Raw genomic sequence first — 18,849 nt, forward strand, 5'->3', positions numbered from 1 at the left:
AAATGAATATAGCCATTGTTGATGATGAAAGCTGTTGGAGAGAAACAGCGCAAAAAGTAATTAATAATTACACAGGAGATAAAGACAGAATTGAAATGTTTAGCTCGGGGATGGAATTCCTGAAAAAAGACAAATACTATGATGTTGTAATTATGGATGTAGAAATGCCGGATTTAAACGGCTTTGAGACAATAACGGAATACAACAAAAGTAATAAAAACAGTATTGTCATAATTCTTACGACACATTTGGACTGTGCAAGACAGGGATTTTTGGTAAATGCATTTCGATACATTGATAAGTTAAATATGCAGAATGAATTAGAAGAAGCTTTTGGAGCAATACAAAAAATAAATGAAAATAAATACGCCTGCATAATAGGGCATAAAAGTAATGAGACAAGAGAAATTCCTATTAATTCAATTCTATATATTGAAACAAAGTCAAGAAAAACACTAATTCATACAGAAGAGGGTTGCTTTATTTCGGATGAAAAAATCAATGACTTGGAAAACCGGTTAGAAACGTATGGGTTTTACCGAAGTCACAAATCCTATTTGACCAATATGGCAAAGGTGGAATACATTGATAAAGAATTTGCATATTTTAAAGATAATGAGAAATCTTATGTTAGCGTGAGAAAATATGCAGAAACGAAAAAACGATATATTGCAGCAAAGAAAAAAATCGCAGCTATGTAATAAAAAAACGGCATGAACGTCAAAAAAACAACGTTCATGTCGTTTTTTTCGACGTTCGTGCAAAGTCTATTGATAATAAAGGGAAATGTGAGTATACTGTGATGCATATCTAAATTTAGATGTACAAACATAAAAAGTAGGGAGTGCTTTTTTACATTACTAATCAAAAATGGGAGTAGAAAAAATTGAAGAATGTACTTAAGAAAGGAATCGCATTTACATTGGCATTAACATTAAGCGTTAGCAGTGCAAACGTGAGTCTGTTTATTACAAAAGCAAATCAGCAGGCAGAAGAAAAAAGCAATGTTAAAAGCACAACTGTATATAACAACAAAAATGAAATTGTAAGTCAGAGCTTTGTTGATTACGATGGAAGAACTGTTAAGGAATTAAGTAATGGATTGTATATTGATTATACTTATGATGCGTCTGGAAGAGTTTTTACTGAATATACTAACGGAACAAATCAAAATAATCCGTCAGGAATAGACGATGGTAAGCTTATAGTGAAAACATATGATGAAAAAGGAAATCAGACAGCTACAATTACTAATCCCGAGATATCTGGTAACACATTGAAAGTAGGTAAGGATTCAATTGTTACAACAAATGAATACAACCAAAATGGAAACTTAATAAAAAGCACAGACGGAGAAGGAAATCAAACAAAATATGAATATGATGAGCAGGGAAGGACAACAAAAGTAATTACACCTTCTGATGCAACTAATACATACTCATATGATGAGTTGATAAAAGATGGTAATGACAGGGGTGTGGTAGATACCGTTACGGATGCATTAGGAAGAGTATCTAAAACAACAAATAATGGCTCTGATCAGATTACTAAAATTGAAGATATAGCATCAACAAAAAGCATTGTAAAAACATATGAATATGATTCTAATGGCAGACAGACAAAAGAAATATATTCTGATGGAAGCTATATTCAAAATACATATGAAGATGCAACAGGTGAATTAATTAAGTCAACAAGAATTGATGATAGCGGAAATGTTGAAGGCTATACACAGTATGAATATACAGTGGATGATAAGGTTAAGTCAGCTATTGATTATAAGAGTGGAAAGCCTTACAGATACACATATTATGAATATGATGCATATGGAAGAAATACAGGTGTGGCTGAGATAAATGCAACAAGTACACCGACAACTGAGAAAATTAAAGATTCAATGATTAAATATGTGTACGATGTTGATGATAATATCATAAAGATATATTATCCTAACAGTTCAAAGGATAAATTGAAAGGCATTAAGTTTATTTATAATAAAGACAAATGGATTACAGAAATTGACGGCATTCTATCAGGTGGTGATGATGACACAACTGTAATTCGAAAATATGATTATTACAGTAATGCAAAAGTTAGAACAATAAGAGATTATAAAAATTTCCTTAATAAGGGTACGGACTATATTCAAAGGGATTATTCATATGATAAAATTGATAGAGTAGTATTAATGACATATTTTACAAGTGATAACCCAAATACTGTAAAGGAAAAATATGAATATAAGTATGATAAAAATTCTAATATTACCTATAAACATGAGATAAGTAATTACGAAGATTCACGTAAGGATGAGGAAGTATTCTATGCTTACGATGAAGAAGGAAGACTTGTAAAATCAGAAAAGAATAATAAGTTAACATACAAAACGGTACGTTGTACATACAAATATGATAAAGTAGGAAACAGAACCTATGAATCAGAGTTTGAGACATATACTGTTGCAACAGATCAGTCAAAAACAACAGGATATTATTCATATAATGGTTATAACGAATTAAATCAGTTAACATCAAGTACGGTAATAGAATGCGCTGATGGTTCAAATGTTAAATCGTATAGTAAATCATATAATTATGACAATAAAGGAAATCAAATTTCTGTTATTGACAGTGGTAAAAAAACAAACACTACTTACAAATACGATGTAAATAGCCAGCTAATTGATGTGGAAATAAAGACAAATGGAGTAATTACATCAAAACAACATAATGAATATAATGGACAAGGTCAACGTATTTTGAAAACAGATACGCAAATTGAGGGAAATAAGGTTAATTACCAAACAATAAACTATTATTACGAGGGAAGCTTGCTATTATATACAACTGATGAAAAAGGCAATAAGACAAGCCAAAACATTATTGGAAATGATAGTAATGCATTTGCTACAATAAGGTATGATTCAGGTACACAGACAGAATACTTTTATTCTAAAGATGTACAGGGAAGTGTCGTGGCAATTCTTAATAATAGTGGCAAATGTGAACAGGCGTACAGTTATACTGACTACGGAGAAACACAAAAGAACATTGATAGTAAGTTCTATAATGAAATATGTTATACGGGTGGTATATATGATGAAAATACAGGACTTTACTATTTGAATGCAAGATATTATGATTCAAGTGATGGCGAATTTTTAAGTCAGGATACCTATAGAGGCACAGAAACTGACAAAGATACGTGGAATCTATATGCTTATTGTTCCGGAAATCCAATAAATTATGTGGATCCGAGTGGACATAAGAAGAATAGAAATAGTGGACAATATTATCCGGCAGGTGCTTGGGATTCTATAAGAGAACAGGAGGCAAAAAAGTATACATATTATAATACGAACAAAGCCAGAAAATACATATATAAATATTTAAGGAAAAAGTTGAAGACTAACAAGAAGCAGGCATGTGCAATATTGGGCAATATTTATGTTGAAACGTGGCATACATATAGTTCTTTAATTTTACAAGGAAGCTCAGAACCGGCATTTTGGTATGTCAAAAAGTATGATGCATATGATAGTAAAGGATGGGGGATTCTTCAATGGACCTATTTTACTAGGAAGGAAGCTTTGTTAAAATATGTAAAAAAAGCTAATAATAAGCATAGGACTCAAAGTTTGAATGTTGGTGATTTGATTGTTCAGTTAGAATATTTTAATAAAGAGCGAAAGAGTGCTTATAAAAATAAGTGGAAAATATTTAAAGGCAAAAAAGAGATAGCTGATATGGTGAATTCTTTTTGTAAAGATTATGAGCAGGCAGGAGTACCACATTTAGACGAGAGAATAAATACCGCAAAAAAATTGTTAAAAAAATATAAGTAAAATATTTATTTAGTAACAACTCAAAATAACTTAAATAATTTTAGTTATTTTGAGCTGTTAGTAGATATTTTCGTAAGAAAATTAATAAAGGAGAGAAAGTAACTATGACTTTGAATAATAAGAAAAAAAAGATAATTTGTTTATGTATAATAGTGTGCATACTGTCCTTAGTAGGGTGTAATAAAAAAACAGAAAATACAAACAAATCTAATGAAAGTTCAACAGAAAAAAATATAGTTGTGACAACTAGTAGTAAAGTAGTGAAAATTGACAATAAAGAAATATTAGACGTACTTAAAAACGAGACAAGGTATTATAATACTGAATTAAAAAAGGAATGCTACATTAGAGATTACAATTCAGATAATTATATGAGTGTTAATTCAAAAGGTAAATATGAATATCAAGAAGAAAGTAATGTTGAAAAAACAAAAATTAAATCTTGGTGTCAAGTGGATATAGATTATGATGGGGAGCAAGAGGTTGTGTTACAAACAAGTTTAGGAAATGAGTTGGTATTAACTTATAAAGATGGAAAAGTGTATTGTTATTCATTTCCGTTCAGAGGAATGAAAAATATAAAGAAAGACGGAAGTTTTGAAAGTTCTGGAAGTGCTGCAGACACATATATTGGTAGACTGAAATTTAATAATGGAGAGTGCCATTATAGCGAACTTTGTGCATGTGATAATGAAAATGAAGAGTCTCCTATTTATAGAGTGAATAACAAAAAAACTACAAAAGAACAGGTTGATAGTTTTTTGAAAAAACAAGAAGAAAAAGAAAATGTAGTGTGGAGCAAGGGAAATCCAATTGATAAAGAATGAAACACTTTGAATTATATTTTAATAGATGGATATGATTTTAAACGCGAAAGTTATGACTCTATAGTTATGTTTGACAATAACTATGAATGGTTAAGCCAGGCTATAGGTGCTAGTCACAGCTATAAAATAAGGGTAGAAATGGAGTATAAAGATAGAAAAATAAAAGCTAAATTCGTATAATTAGTAATAAGATGGAGGAAGGAAATAAAGATTAAAAAGTTTTCAATACTGGAGTTAATATTTATATTGTGATTATCAGGCTGTGCAAATACAAAAAAAACAAAATATCAATCTGGAAGAGACACTTACCTATCAGTAGGTGACGGACGATTTCAAATGATGAGTAGTTTTGATTACACGATATATGATTTAAAAGAAGATGAGTCTATATTTGATAAAATTACTTTTTATTATGATGATTCTAAAGAGAGTAAATTATATTTGGTTAATGAAAACAATAATTATATGATTATTGATTATAAAAACAATAGCTATGAATTGTATGATAAAAATAATTTATCAAATGAATTGGAAAAAATCTTTGATTCAACAAAGATGATTAAATTACAAAAGATAAATTATGAAACTCTTGGTAGTGATGAACCGGCATTAATAATTGACAATTAGAAGGATTATATTTATCAAATAAACAATTAATTAAGAAGTATAACGGAGAGAAGAATGCTAGATTTTTACATAGATATACATGGTGAAATTGTAATCACTTTATTTAGAATATTGATTGGAATAATGCTACTTATTAGTGACAAAGTAATACCTAGAAAAATGAAACAATTTATTGTAACAACATATTATGGGGTATTATTTGGTGTGCTTTCAATTTATATATCAAATCTTAGAGTATACAGTATACTGATAGGTGCCATATTAGGATTGATTGTCAGTATGATGTTAACTATTTATAAGAGGACAGATCATATTACTAATTTAATAGTATTATTTATAACTTTTTATGAGATAACAGAGATAATAGTGTATTCTCTTAAATTTGATTTTTATAAATATGCTACTAATATTAGTGAAATATATGCAGATCACAGAACAATATACTTTAAATTAGTGGTAGCATTTTATATTACAATAATTAGTTATATTGTTATAGCTAGTAAAGATAAAATAAGAAAATTTTTAGAGAGAGTCAAATTTTTCTGGTTAGGAGTATTTTTTATTGTAGGAGCAATTTTTGCTAATACAATACATCCATTAGATATTCCTGATGAGTGGAAAGATTTATGTCTCATATTGTTTAATGTGAATTATAGTCGCTATGATTATTTAGTGCCTACATTTATTTTATTGGCAATAGTTTTAATAAGAATGAGCTTTAGATTACTAAGAAAAAAGGGAATTTTAGGAGAAAATTTGAAATGAAAAAACGAGTTATAAAAATATTGTGGATAATGGATTTATTGATTTATGTACTTTTTTCATATGTATACCGGACTGATGGCTTAGAGGTACAACTAGCGAAGAAAGGTTCTGATTTACATAGAGTGTATATTGATAATCAGGTAACATATAGCAATTTATATTATAATCCTATTAGTCCAACATTATTAAAAATTGGTTTGGCAGGAATGATCATAACCGCGTTAATTTTTGCTTTTTACGGAACATATATTTCAAGGAGATGGATTCTGAAAAAATATGCAAATAAGACAAAGGGGACTGACTTAAAGGAGAATGATAAAAATAATAAATCTATGAAAGCAAATACACCGTTGCGAAAATTGTTAAGCAATGTAATTTTAGTAGTTATTATTTTGTTTTTATATTTATTTGTTTTACATATAATTCAACGTTTCATTTACATAAATTTTTGTATGCTAGTAGGCGAGTAAAGTTTAATGATTATTTTAAACTAAAGAGAGGGAGAAGTTATGATTGAAAGTTACATTATGAGTGCTTTTAGATATGCACTTGCTTTTTGCATAATGGAAACTGTGCTATAATACAAAAGTATTGTGAATCAAATACGGAGGGGAGGAAAAAATGAAGAAACGTATATTTGGAGCAGCAGTAGTTATAGTGGCAATTGTGTTGATAATCGTTGCCTTTAATTCAAAAAATGATAATCAGAAAGAAAAAGTTAAATTTGATAAATTATTAAGTAGTTTATATACTGGCTCCCAGCAATTAAATCTAAATTTCAAGTGTTACAATCCTAATAGAGCTTCATGGAAGAAAAGTAATATTGAATCTGTAAGAGTGGCAGTTGGTTCTGATGAATTTGATGTGAATGTAGATGAGTTGAAACTTGAAGACGAATTAATAGATAACAAATATTACATGGGACATATTACTTTATCAGGAGAATTCGAGACATCAATAGGGGATGATGCAAGGTTAATTGTAAAAAAGAAGGACGACAACGAAGAACATAGCTATGAAATAGGAACATTGGTGTTCATAAATGATGAAAACGAAAATTACAAGGAGTGTAGTTTTGTTAATGCAGAAGCTGTTTTGAAAACTGATAATAATGACAACGTATATAATTACGGCATTATAATAGAGTTAAATACAAATAAAAATATAGAAATAAGTAATGTAAGGTTAGGTTTGGATAATTATGTAGAAGTTGATAATAATTATAAGATTTTTAACCAACAGGATTTTGAAGAAATTCATAGTATGATTGGCGATTCCAAACTTGAGAATAAAATCAAAGATGTTTATAAGAAGAAATTTTATGAAACAATTATCATAGAGGATTTAGGATTAAAACTGCAAAAAGGAAAGAACTATGTATATTTTCCATTAAAATATAAAAAGGGAAACACCTTGAGTTTAGATGAGGCTGTTATTTCAATAAATTATAAATCAAGTGGAAAGAATAAAGAAAAGGTAGTGACTAATTCTGCGACTTTTTATGTAGCAGGTAATTAAAAGAAGAAAATTACATAAACTGTCCATGCCACTTTTTCAGTTGCTTTTAAAGTGTATGAGTAATATAATGAAAAAGATAAAATGGAGGTATATATGGCGGCAAAAACAAAAGTTAAAGAAGTTAAGTTGACTGACGAAGAGAAGTATGCGAAAGCGAAAGAACTGACACAGGCTGTTAATTGTCTGACAAGAGACAAGGAAAGAGCAGAAATTTACGGAACAATAGCTAAGAAATATAGAGAGCTGGGTGACTATGAGGACTCGGCTAAGTTAGCTGAAGAGGCAGAGGCTAAGGCAAAAGAATTTAAGAAAAAGGCTGATGCTAACAAAAATAATGAAAAGAAACCTGATAATTTTCAGGAAGAAGAGAAGAAGAGTAACGGAGTTGTCCGAAAAATAGTTTTAGGAATTATTCTTGTAGTAATAGTTGTTGGAATTGTAGGAGTAATTTTTTCTCAGACAAAACAGGGAAGATATGTTAGAGCTTCATATTATGAAAAGGTTGGCAATTATGAAAAGTCCTATAAGATGTTCAATAATTTAAAGTCTTACAAGGACAGTCAGGATAGAGCAACTTTAAGCAAATATGAATATGGCATAGATTGCAAAAAGAAAGATGAATACGAAGTCGCAAAGAATACATTGAGAAGTTTGGGAGATTATAAAGATTCCGAAGCTCAGTTGTGTGAATTGGAACTTAACAATATTGATAAGTCTGAGGTTGGCACAAGTATACTTTTTGGAGAGTATAAGTGGCTTATTCTTGAGAAAAAACAGGGAAAAGCATTTTTGGTTAAGTCAGAACCAATTCCAGGATATGCATACAATGATGAAAATATTAGCGTAACATGGGAAAAGTCATCTCTTAGAAAATTCTTAAATAGTGATTTTATTGATGAAACATTCTCTGAAAGTCAGAAGTCAAAAATATTAGAAACAAGGATTCCAATTCCCCTTAATAGTCAGTCTAAGACAAAGGGTGGAAAGGAAACAACAGATAAGTTGTTCATGCTTAATGCTGAGCAGGCAAACAGATATGAAGAAATCTTAAGTAATTATACAAGAGACTGGTGGCTTATTGATGCGGGTATCAGCGACAATACAGCTCAGTTCGTATCTAACGGCAAGGTCATGGATTATGGTTACGAGGTATCAAGCCAGAATATTAACATTCGTCCGGCAATGTGGATTCAGTATAAGTAAAACAAATAAAAAAGATGTGATAATTCACCGGTTTAATCAGATATATAATCTGAGATTTAAACATTAAAGTGAATTATCACATCTTTATTTTTCGTAATCTATTACGCAGCGTTCACAGGCATTAACGATAATTGTGTTGCCGAATTTGTCGTAGCGTTTGAATTCGTGACCGTATGCTTTATGAACATGACCATGCACAAAATATTTTGGTTTATATTTTGTCATAATTTCCTTAAACACACTGAAACCTGTATGCGGCAAATCTTCTCCATCATTAATTCCCTTGGCAGGTGAATGACAAACCAAAATATCAACACCACCTTTCAGGAAAAGCTTACGCTTAAGTTTGGTGTAGCGGCGTCTCATTTGTCTTTCTGTAAACTGGAAAGTTCCCGGACGGTAACGCATTGAACCACCAAGTCCCATTATTCTAATTCCGTTGTAGACAATCAAATCGTCATCAATACACACGCATCCCTCTGGAGGTGTTGAAAGATAACATTCGTCATGATTACCATGTATGTAAAGAACCGGAACGTGAGATAGTGTTACAAGAAATGACAAATACTGTGGAGCCAAATCACCACAAGATATTATCAAATCAATATCTTCTAATTTATCAGGTGAGTAATAATCCCAGTAGTATTTGGATTCCTCGTCTGATATAAATAAAATCTTCATATTAGTCCTCCGAACTTATTTTTAAGAAACCCCATTGTTTCTTTTAGTTATTGATTTACACCTTGCTGCATTGCAACAGGTTTTGCTTCTTCTTCAAGTTCATCAATAACAGGTATCTCACCGATAATATTGTCCGAAAGCCAGTCCATTGTAATAATGTCGTTTGGTGAGAGAGTTTGGTTTTCACCATTTTTTATTGTTTTGTCCTGTGAATAAATAATTCCTGAAAATGGATTAAAATCACCGGAGCGAATTGTTTTTGTTAATAGATTTATTAATTTTTTAATGCCCTCAGGTAACCATGGAGAACTAATTACTTCAATTGCGTTTTCAGCCATGCCCCACCAGTAGTTAATTGCCTTTACATTCTTTGAGTCATCTGCTTTCCATGTACCATTAAGAATGGCTTCTATAAGCTGCTCGTAGAATTTTCCCCAGTTATATATTGGAATGGCAAGATTCCAAATACTGTCAGGATATGACATGTATAAACCGTAGTATCTTGTTCCGGCTTCTGGAACAGACAAATCTTTGTCGGAAACGCAGTCAGGCTGTAATTGTTTAATCTGTTCTTCAACGTCAACGTCTTTTAAACAGCTCCAAAGCAGATGAATTTTTGCTCTTGGATTGGTCATTTTTACACCCTGTGCAAATGAGTTAATATTGGCAATTGTTCCGTATATAGGATAATCGGCAATGTATACAATTTTGTCATGCGCTGCCATTGAACCGGCAACTGCACCCATAATGAATTTAGCTTCATGCATTCTTGCGTAGTATGTTCTCATTGAAGTATGAGGGTCATGCAGTGAGCAGTTTAGTATTGTAATTTTTGGATTAGCAATTGCAGCCTTTAAGCTTGCCTGAGAAAAAGTTGGCGATGTTGTAAATATTACATTGCAGCCATTGGCAATGGCATCATCAATTGCCTCTTCAATATTGTGTGAATTAATACTGTCATAGTATACGGTAGTTACATCATCAGGAAAAACTTCGTTAAGGTGCAATCTACCTAACTCATGGGAATAGGTCCATGCACTGGATGCTGAAGTTTTTTCATAAATAAATGCTACTTTCAAATGCTTTGCACCCGGTGTCAAAAGCTTTGTTAAAACAGAAGCTTTTTTGGTTGAAGCAGTCATTCTTAAGTCAACTTCGGTATCTGACATAAGCTCAAACTCAGAGAAATTTGAATTAATTAATTTAGTTAATTCACTGTCTGACATTTCTAAAAGTTCTTTATAGCCATATAGTTGTGTAAACGCTAGGAAAGCATCGCCACAAGTGATTTCCTTAAGATTTTCGCCACCGATTTCATCATATTTGGATTTAAAAGTTAGAAACAGCGAGCGAAAATCTATTCTTTCGTTATGGCTCCAAACTTCTCCAGGCTTTTTGCCTACAACAGTTTGCAATTTTTCAAAACTTCCTAGTTTTGAAAAATATAAGTAATTGATTTCTGACAAACTATAGAAATCAACAAATTCATAATAAAGTTTAACATCATAATCATCTGTTTTTTTCGGTAAAATTCTTGTTACCTGTCCCATTACGGAAACTGCATCGTAGTATTTCAAAACGCTGACACGTTTATTTCCTTCTAAAACATAGAATTTGTTCATGTATTCATAAGCAATAATAGGATCGGTAATTCCTTCTTCCTGTTGGGCTGTGGAAAGTGTCATCCACTTGGAAGCAAACTCGGAATTAGGGTCGAGAATAGGCATAAAGTTGCTGGAAAAAGAATTGCTTCTTCCGGCAGTTTTGGTACCTACCACCTGGGCTAATGGAATCTGAACTAACCCAAGAGATACTTCTCTGTAACTTTTGGTTGTATGCAAAATATCATCAAGAACTTCAAGAGTTGGACTTTCTCCAGCCATAAGTTTTGACTGATAATCTTTTTTCCCAATTTTAGCTGCCTGTACATAATCTGAATAAGACATAGAAACCTTCCTTTCAAATAAAAACAACTCTAAGCATAAGCAAAGAGTTGTCTGGTGTCATGTTAATTAATTTTTTCTGAGATAAACACTTACACTTGTACTTTGGTAATATGCTATAAGTGTAATACTCTTTGTTTTCCACCAATGCTCAGCGGAACCATTTGAATATGTTCTTGCAAATGTATAATTTCCGTATGTACCTGAAATGTTAGAAACTATAGCATCATAAGAATCCTTTGAAAGTTTGCCATACTGTAAACGCACTTCATAAAGCTTACCTTTTTCGTTAAGTACATACTGAAGTAGAGCGTTAGAATCAGTAGGAAGAACTTGTGCACCAAAGTATTCAGGTGGCTTCTTCTCGCTGAATTTGTATGTAAGATATGCAACTTTTCCATCTGAAGAAGCTGCGTATGAACCATCCTGAGTACCTTTCTGTTTCTTTTCATAAGAAGAAATAGATTTACGTTTACTGCCAAACTTAACATCAGTTAAATTCTTAATGGATTTACTAATTGTTTCATCCTGTGAACCTTCTGTTGACATTACAGATACTGAATCAGGTGATGAATTGCTGCTGCTAGTATCTTTATTCTTAAGTTTTGGTATAAAAATTATTAGTAATGCAACAACTATAATCATTATTGTAAATATAACGATATATGTTATATTTTTGTTCGTTGTTTGTTTTGTATCGCGCATTTGTCGCCTCCTAAAAGCTAATCTTTACATAATTTTAGCATAAAAGGTCAATAAGTTAAAGGTAAAAAGCAAAAGTATGTTGATAAAAAATAAGAATTTGTTATAATTAAAGAGTAGTACCTATTACTTATAAGTCTCTCCTAAGACTCATAAGTATACTAACATATTTTTCAGTCCGGAACGGTTAATGGCAAGGGGGCCTTAACCGTTCTTTGCTGTTAAAGGGAAAATACAAATGTAGGAGGGCAATATGAAGACAGCTTGGTTGGTAGTAAATGGATATTTAAAAAGTGAAAAGTTTGAAGAAATATATAGTTGGTTAATTGAAGCAGCAAAGGAAAGAAACATTAATTTGAAAAAGTTGCCTAATGACCAGCTTGATTCAATTATTCCGGCAGATCCTGAAAATATAAACTGGAGAGAAAGACCGGAATTTGTTTTGTTTTGGGATAAGGATGTCAATTTGGCAAGAATGCTTGAGAGAGAAGGCTTCAGGGTATTTAATAATGCAGATGGAATTGAGGCGTGCGATGACAAGGCGCTAACTTTTATCCGCCTAAAAAACAAAAACATAAAAATGCCAAAAACTTTTATTGCACCAATGACATTTGATAAGGAATATAAAGATTATACTTTTTTACTTCAGGTTGAAGGAAGCCTCGGCTATCCTATGGTGATTAAGGAAAACAAAGGTTCTTTTGGTGAACAGGTATATTTGGTAAATAGCTATTATGAAGCAGTTGATAAAATAAAAGAAATCGGGCATCATGAGTTTATTATGCAGGAGTTCATGGAAAGTTCTAAGGGTAAAGATGTTCGAATACACGTTGTAGGTGATGAGATTGTTACGGCAATGGAGCGTGTAAATGAAAATGATTTCCGCGCCAACATAACTAACGGTGGTAAAATGAAAAAGTACACACCAACTAAAGAGCAGGCACAGATGGCTATAGATGTATGTCGCGAACTTAATTTAGATTTTGCAGGTGTGGATATCATGTTTGGAAAAGAGGGAGAACCGGTTCTTTGCGAGGTGAACTCCAATGCTCACTTTAAAAACATATATGACTGCACAGGCGTGAATGTATCGGAGAGTATTTTAGATTATATTGTTAAAAGTATTAAAGATTAGCATTGAAATTAAATGAGTGGAAAATTGATGCTAAACATATTAGTAAGCCAAGATTTATATTTGAAGTAAATAAGAAAAAGATTCAATTTATTAATAGAAACTTAAAATTAGTTGATTAATATAGGAGGGAACATTCCAAAAAATGAGCAACATTGGCTGGGTGATTTATTCAAGAGAAGATGCAGAAAAAAATAAAGGTTTTATCAGAATGCTTAAGGAAGATTTCGACCAATATAATGTTGAACTTAAGCTGGTTATTTTAGAAGAAATTGATAAACCAGAGGTGTTTGTAAAGAATGCAAACATTGATTTTGCAATAAACAGAAGCAGAAATTCCTACATTGCAGAACTTCTTGAGAAAAGAGAAATAAGAGTTTTTAATAACAGCATGGTTACAGACATTGCTAATAACAAAGGCAAAAATTACAAATATTTGGAAGGCATAGTTCCTTTTCTACCAATAATTTATCAGGGAGAAGTAATTGGTAGCCATGAAAGCATACAGGATTTTACTTATCCATATGTAATCAAAAGTTGCTGTGGACATGGCGGAAGTCAGGTGTTTTTAGTACATAATGAAGATGAGAAGAAACAGGCACTTTCTAAGATAAAGGACGAGTATGTTATCCAAAAACTTTGCTCCGACATTGGAAAAGATGTTAGGGTATATGTTATAGGAAACAAAATTGTTAAGGCTGTTTTAAGAACTTCAAAAGAAAGCTTTAAGAGCAATTATAGTCTTGGTGGAAGTGCCCGGGAATATAATTTAAATAATTATGAAATTGCCATGGTTAAGCAGATTTTAAACAAATTCCAAATTGATTATGGTGGAATTGATTTTACATTTCATAATGGGAAGGCTGTGTTTAATGAAATTGAGGACGCAGTGGGAGCAAGAATGCTTTACAGCGTTTGTGACATAGATATTGCTAAGTTATTTGTAGATTATATTATAGGTGAGATATCATAAATAATATTCAAATATGGACACTCGTTGGAGTTAAAAGAAAATAAAAATGGAGATATTCAAATGGAAAAAAGAAACTTTTTTCAAAGGCTGACAGGTCATTTTTGTACAATAACAAGACACAGACATCAGGTAATTAAACATTGTAAAAAAGCTGGTATATTGTGGCAGGGACTTAGACATGACTTGTCTAAATATACGCCAACAGAATTTATTCCGGGAGTTAAGTTTTATATAGGACACAGAAGTCCTAACGAGGGCGAAAGGGAAGTTTTCGGATATTCAAAGGCTTGGATGCACCACAAAGGACGTAATCGTCACCACTTTGAATATTGGGTGGATTACAATATTGAAACCCATAGAAATGAACCGGTGGAAATGCCTTACAATTATGTGGCTGAGATGTATTGCGACAGATTGGCTGCCAGCAAGATATACAATGGCAAGAAATATAAACAGACGGATCCCTTAGACTATTTTAGCAGAAGAAAACCTCACAGAAGCATTAATTTGAAAACAAGGGATGAAATTGAAAAATTGCTTGTTATGACTGCAGAAGCCGGTGAGGACGAGGCATTTAAGTACATTAGAAAGAGACTTAAAGAAGAAAAGAAAATTAAGTGAAAGAATAAAGCAGAACATTAGATAAGTAAATTAAATGCCAGAGAAAGTAAGAAAATATATAAGAAAATAGATCACTGGAAAAGTAAGAAATCAAGTAAACAAAGAAAAAATAAGGAAATAAAACTATGAATAAGAAGAACATACCAATAGTGACAACAATTTTGATAATTACAAATATTGCCGTGTTTCTAGTAATGGAGTTCACAGGCAGCACTGAAAATACTCAGTTTTTATATGAACATGGCGCAATGTACTGGCCGGCTGTTTTGGAAGATGGCCAGTGGTACAGATTGATAACCCATATGTTTGTACATTCAGGTGCCAACCACATAACAAATAATATGTTTATGCTTGGAATATTGGGCTATCAGATTGAAAAAGAATATGGACCAATTAAGTATCTGATTACTTATTTTGTAAGTGGTATAGGTGGCGCGGTATTGTCGGCTTTAATTGAAATGAGTTTAGGAGAAGCTGTTGTTAGCGTAGGTGCTTCAGGCGCAATATTTGGAATATTCGGAGTTATGCTTGTTATGATTTTCAAAAACAGACAAAGAATGGGACAGGTGTCTGCACCACGACTTATTATTTTATTTGTTTTGATGGTATTTGGAAATATGGAAGAAGGTGTGGATGTAATGGCGCATCTTGGCGGAGCATTAATTGGTGTGGCAATGGGATTTTTGCTATATCGCATCAAAGACAGAGGCAGGTATTTTAATTTATAGTAGAAAAAATATTTGGATGCTTTTGACACCCGAATCATATATGATAAAATTATAAAAAAGATTAGGAGGCATAACATGAGTGATTGTATTTTTTGTAAAATAGCAGCAGGAGAAATTCCTAGCACTGCGCTATATGAAGATGACAAGGTAAAGGTGATTTTTGATGCAGGTCCGGCAACATTAGGACATGCTTTGGTTTTACCAAAAACACATGCAGCAAACGTGTTTGAGATTGATGATGAAACACTTGCACATGCTCACATTGTTGCAAAGAAAGTGGCAACAGCCCTTAAAGAAGCAACAGGTTGTAAGGGTATCAATATCTTACAGAACAATGGAGAAGTAGCAGGTCAATCAGTGTTCCACTTGCATATTCACATTATTCCAAGATATGATGAGGATGATGCAAACATTAAGTGGACACCTGGCACACAGGACACAGAAGGTTTAGAAAAAATTGCCGCAAAGGTTAAAGAAATATTGAAATAGTTATTAATAAAAAAGCCCTATGTTATATTCTGATATGAAGTTAAATTATTGTATGCATATCAGTTTTAACATAGGGCTTATATTTTATTTATATTATTTTATTTGCTCAAATCTTTTATTAAGCCAACAATTTTTTCAACACCACCTGTACCTGATGATTTTGACATTGCTTCAATGTATGTGTCCTTGTTGTCAAAGACTTTATGTACTGTTGAAATCAAATCATCTTTTGTGGCTACATCTTCATCTAGAACTTCACTGAAGCCCTGCTTCTTATAAGAGTTAGCATTTAATATCTGGTCACCACGACTTGCATTAGCAGATAGTGGAATCAGAATATTAGGCTTGTTTAATGCTGAAATCTCGCAAATGCTGTTGGCACCGGCTCTTGATATAATTATGTCTGCCATTGCAAAGAAATCTTTCATTTCTTCACTGATATATTCAAACTGAGCATAACCTTCTGTACCATTAAGAGATTCATCCACCTTACCTTTTCCACAAAGATGTGCAACCTGAAAATCTTTAAGAAGTTCAGGTAAAGCAGCTCTAACAAGTTTATTTACCTTCTCGGCACCAAGGCTACCACCTGTTACCATAATAACAGGCTTGTTTGCAGTGAAACCACACATGTCAAGAGCTGTGATTTTATTTCCTGTAAATAACTCTGCTCTTATAGGTGAGCCTGTGTGAACAGCTTTCTCGCCTAAATACTTAGCAGTTTCAGGGAAGTTATGGCATACTTTTGTTGCCTTCTTTATAGCAAGTTTATTTGCAAGTCCCGGTGTCATATCTGATTCGTGGATAATTACAGGAACTTTGTATTTGGCTGCAGCAAAGACTACAGGAACTGTAACAAAACCCCCTTTTGAAAATACAATATCAGGTTTAAATTTTCTAATAATTTTCTTTGCCTGAAAATAGCCTTTCAAAACTCTAAATGGATCTGAAAAGTTTTTCCAACTAAAATAACGTCTAAGTTTACCTGAAGAAATTCCCTGGTAATCCAAGCCGGCATCTTCAACTAACTTAGTTTCCATGCCACCTTCAGAACCAATGTATTTAATTTCAAAGCCTGCCTCTTTAAGCTGAGGTACAAGGGCAATGTTTGGTGTAACATGTCCTGCTGTTCCACCACCGGTTAAAATAATCTTTTTCATAATATTCACCTAGTTTCCTTGTTCTTTATTATATTTTTTAATTTGCTTTTTGATTTCCTGTGTAGTTTTTCCATTTAAAGTCATGTTCACTAAATCAGTAGCTCTTGCCACAGAATCTTTATCCTGTAAAACAGTTGCAAGATATGTTCCTGTATAAGTACATAAGTCTTTTGAAGGAGTACCGATTACACCAAATGACATAATGTTCCAACCGTCAGAACCACCATCTTTTAATAAATTAATTGATGATGAAATATCCATGTCAGTTGTAAAACTGTTTTCGATAGCATCTAAAATACTATTATAATGAAGCAATGTTGTGCCGCTTAATGCCTTTTTCTCAATGGCTTTAAGAACCTTAACCTGATTTTTGTTTCTTTGCATATCACCATTGCCAAATGAATGACGCTCTCTTGCATAAGTAAGGGCTGTGGCACCATCCATTTTCATGTTACCTTTAGTGTATGTGTATTTCTTGCGTTCTTTTGTTTCAGTATCACCGTATGAAGCATAAGTTGTTGTACTGAAAGGTTTATCAACCTTAACAGTAATGCCACCCATGGCATCAATAAGTTTGGCAAAACCTGTAAAGTTAAGCTTTACATAATGATAACGGCTGCTTGAAATTTTGAATCCATATAAAGATTTTAATGTGTCCATTAAAGCTTTATTGCCCGGATTCCATGAAACCTCACTTGCCCATTGCCAGTCACTAACAGTAGCAGCAGTTCCGTCTGCTTTCTTAGCCGTGCCTTTTCCATATAAACCAACGTGTGTTAATTTGTCGTATGAATCAGGGGCAACGCATTTTGCCTTTACTTCTACATAATAATCTCTAGGAGTTGAAACCATTAAAACGTTGTGAGTTTTTGGATTTACAACTGCTAAAATATTTGTATCAGAACGTCCTAATGACTTCCTGTTAAATTCTCCAAAAGTATCATTTGCAGAAACGAAAACTACAAATGGTTTATTATCTAGCTTTTTACCGTTAGTGAATTTAGAAAAATCACGGAAAAGGAAAAAGCATGCAAGTGCCAATAAAATAATTACAATAACTGAAATAATCTTCCCAAATGTTTGAGCGTTCTTAGATTTCTGTAATAAGAAGAAAACTAAGCCTAAAAGTACAAGAAGAATAAGTATTGTTACACTAACTATTGTAGGTGTGATAAAAGCAAAGTCTTTAGTAAGGAATAAATAAACATCAGTAATTGACAATGCAAGCTGAATTAGCACTAGAACAATCCCAACGATTTTTCCTGCCTTTGAACCTTTAGTTGGATCTTTAGCCTTTACACTCTTTTTACTACCGGAGTTTGATTTGGCATGATTTGCTGCTGATGTTGTTTCAGAGCTATATCCGTAATAGCCGGCTTTTGTATCTGATGAATTTTGTTTTTTACTCATAAGTACCTCCTAAATTCTTTTATAGAGTAACATTTTAATTTTTAGTAAAAGCTAAATAATCACTTTATTTGAAAAAGTGATTAAAAAACTTTAGCCATATAATTGTTTGTATCTGTTATACGAAATAAAATGCATATTTATTGAGCAAAATATAAATAATTCATTCAAGTATATTCATTAATATTTCATTCAAATTAAAATGCGTTGAAAAACTATCAAAAATTGT

18 protein-coding genes are annotated in these 18,849 nt (G+C 32.2%); 13 read left to right on the forward strand and 5 right to left on the reverse strand.

Features of this window, described 5'->3' with window-relative positions; translation table 11 throughout:
- Positions 1-2 precede the first annotated feature (2 nt).
- The 8 genes from ACQY63_RS09080 (at position 3) to ACQY63_RS09115 (ending at position 8,784) form a co-directional block, all read left to right on the forward strand.
- A complete protein-coding gene (locus ACQY63_RS09080) occupies positions 3-701 on the forward strand; it encodes a LytR/AlgR family response regulator transcription factor (RefSeq protein ID WP_296964642.1) in 699 nt (232 codons plus the stop codon).
- Between the two features lie 185 nt (positions 702-886).
- Complete coding sequence (locus ACQY63_RS09085; RefSeq protein ID WP_428245075.1) at positions 887-3,844, forward strand: phage tail tip lysozyme; 2,958 nt, start codon at positions 887-889, stop codon at positions 3,842-3,844.
- Between the two features lie 104 nt (positions 3,845-3,948).
- Entirely contained in the window at positions 3,949-4,671 is a 723-nt protein-coding gene (locus ACQY63_RS09090; protein WP_302689958.1) for a hypothetical protein, read from the forward strand.
- 336 nt (positions 4,672-5,007) lie between these two features.
- On the forward strand, positions 5,008-5,298 hold the full coding sequence (locus ACQY63_RS09095) for a hypothetical protein (protein WP_428245076.1): 291 nt from the start codon (positions 5,008-5,010) through the stop codon (positions 5,296-5,298).
- A 54-nt stretch (positions 5,299-5,352) separates the two neighbouring features.
- Positions 5,353-6,063 carry a hypothetical protein gene (locus ACQY63_RS09100; protein WP_022165154.1) on the forward strand — a complete coding sequence of 237 codons (711 nt, stop codon included), beginning with the start codon at positions 5,353-5,355 and terminating at the stop codon, positions 6,061-6,063.
- On the forward strand, positions 6,060-6,533 hold the full coding sequence (locus tag ACQY63_RS09105) for a hypothetical protein (RefSeq protein WP_022165153.1): 474 nt from the start codon (positions 6,060-6,062) through the stop codon (positions 6,531-6,533). Before ACQY63_RS09100 ends, ACQY63_RS09105 begins: the two co-directional genes overlap by 4 nt.
- Before the next feature lie 151 nt (positions 6,534-6,684).
- A complete protein-coding gene (locus ACQY63_RS09110; RefSeq protein ID WP_428245077.1) occupies positions 6,685-7,581 on the forward strand; it encodes a hypothetical protein in 897 nt (298 codons plus the stop codon).
- A 93-nt stretch (positions 7,582-7,674) separates the two neighbouring features.
- Positions 7,675-8,784, forward strand: a complete 1,110-nt coding sequence (locus ACQY63_RS09115) for a DUF6273 domain-containing protein (RefSeq protein ID WP_428245078.1) — start codon at positions 7,675-7,677, stop codon at positions 8,782-8,784.
- An 84-nt stretch (positions 8,785-8,868) separates the two neighbouring features.
- Here ACQY63_RS09115 and ACQY63_RS09120 read toward each other — a convergent pair whose 3' ends face one another.
- From ACQY63_RS09120 to ACQY63_RS09130, 3 genes are all read right to left on the reverse strand, one after another.
- Positions 8,869-9,465 carry a metallophosphoesterase family protein gene (locus tag ACQY63_RS09120; protein WP_022165149.1) on the reverse strand — a complete coding sequence of 199 codons (597 nt, stop codon included), beginning with the start codon at positions 9,463-9,465 and terminating at the stop codon, positions 8,869-8,871.
- 47 nt (positions 9,466-9,512) lie between these two features.
- Positions 9,513-11,411, reverse strand: a complete 1,899-nt coding sequence (locus ACQY63_RS09125; protein WP_302689952.1) for a BMP family ABC transporter substrate-binding protein — start codon at positions 11,409-11,411, stop codon at positions 9,513-9,515.
- A gap of 66 nt (positions 11,412-11,477) precedes the next feature.
- Entirely contained in the window at positions 11,478-12,113 is a 636-nt protein-coding gene (locus ACQY63_RS09130) for a hypothetical protein (RefSeq protein ID WP_428245079.1), read from the reverse strand.
- Between the two features lie 250 nt (positions 12,114-12,363).
- On the opposite strand from ACQY63_RS09130, the gene ACQY63_RS09135 reads away from it, so the two are divergent.
- The 5 genes from ACQY63_RS09135 to ACQY63_RS09155 all read left to right on the forward strand — a co-directional run bounded on the left by ACQY63_RS09135 (position 12,364) and on the right by ACQY63_RS09155 (position 16,053).
- Positions 12,364-13,245, forward strand: coding sequence for an ATP-grasp domain-containing protein (locus ACQY63_RS09135; RefSeq protein ID WP_428245080.1), 882 nt, complete (start codon positions 12,364-12,366; stop codon positions 13,243-13,245).
- 142 nt (positions 13,246-13,387) lie between these two features.
- Positions 13,388-14,215, forward strand: coding sequence for an ATP-grasp domain-containing protein (locus ACQY63_RS09140; protein WP_302689949.1), 828 nt, complete (start codon positions 13,388-13,390; stop codon positions 14,213-14,215).
- A gap of 60 nt (positions 14,216-14,275) precedes the next feature.
- Complete coding sequence (locus tag ACQY63_RS09145; protein ID WP_428245081.1) at positions 14,276-14,836, forward strand: DUF5662 family protein; 561 nt, start codon at positions 14,276-14,278, stop codon at positions 14,834-14,836.
- A gap of 125 nt (positions 14,837-14,961) precedes the next feature.
- Positions 14,962-15,564: a rhomboid family intramembrane serine protease gene (locus ACQY63_RS09150; RefSeq protein WP_428245082.1), complete on the forward strand. Its 603-nt coding sequence runs from the start codon at positions 14,962-14,964 to the stop codon at positions 15,562-15,564.
- 75 nt (positions 15,565-15,639) lie between these two features.
- Positions 15,640-16,053, forward strand: a complete 414-nt coding sequence (locus ACQY63_RS09155) for an HIT family protein (RefSeq protein ID WP_022165142.1) — start codon at positions 15,640-15,642, stop codon at positions 16,051-16,053.
- Between the two features lie 98 nt (positions 16,054-16,151).
- Here the strand turns inward: ACQY63_RS09155 and ACQY63_RS09160 are convergent, their stop codons facing one another.
- Together ACQY63_RS09160 and ACQY63_RS09165 are read right to left on the reverse strand one after the other, a co-directional pair.
- Positions 16,152-17,213 carry an undecaprenyldiphospho-muramoylpentapeptide beta-N-acetylglucosaminyltransferase gene (locus ACQY63_RS09160; protein ID WP_022165141.1) on the reverse strand — a complete coding sequence of 354 codons (1,062 nt, stop codon included), beginning with the start codon at positions 17,211-17,213 and terminating at the stop codon, positions 16,152-16,154.
- Positions 17,214-17,222: 9 nt separating this feature from the next.
- A complete protein-coding gene (locus ACQY63_RS09165; RefSeq protein WP_428245083.1) occupies positions 17,223-18,623 on the reverse strand; it encodes an LCP family protein in 1,401 nt (466 codons plus the stop codon).
- Positions 18,624-18,849 lie beyond the last annotated feature (226 nt).

Origin of the sequence: Eubacterium sp. Marseille-QA0814 (assembly GCF_965119675.1) — a bacterium.
Taxonomy (GTDB): domain Bacteria; phylum Bacillota; class Clostridia; order Lachnospirales; family Lachnospiraceae; genus Eubacterium_G.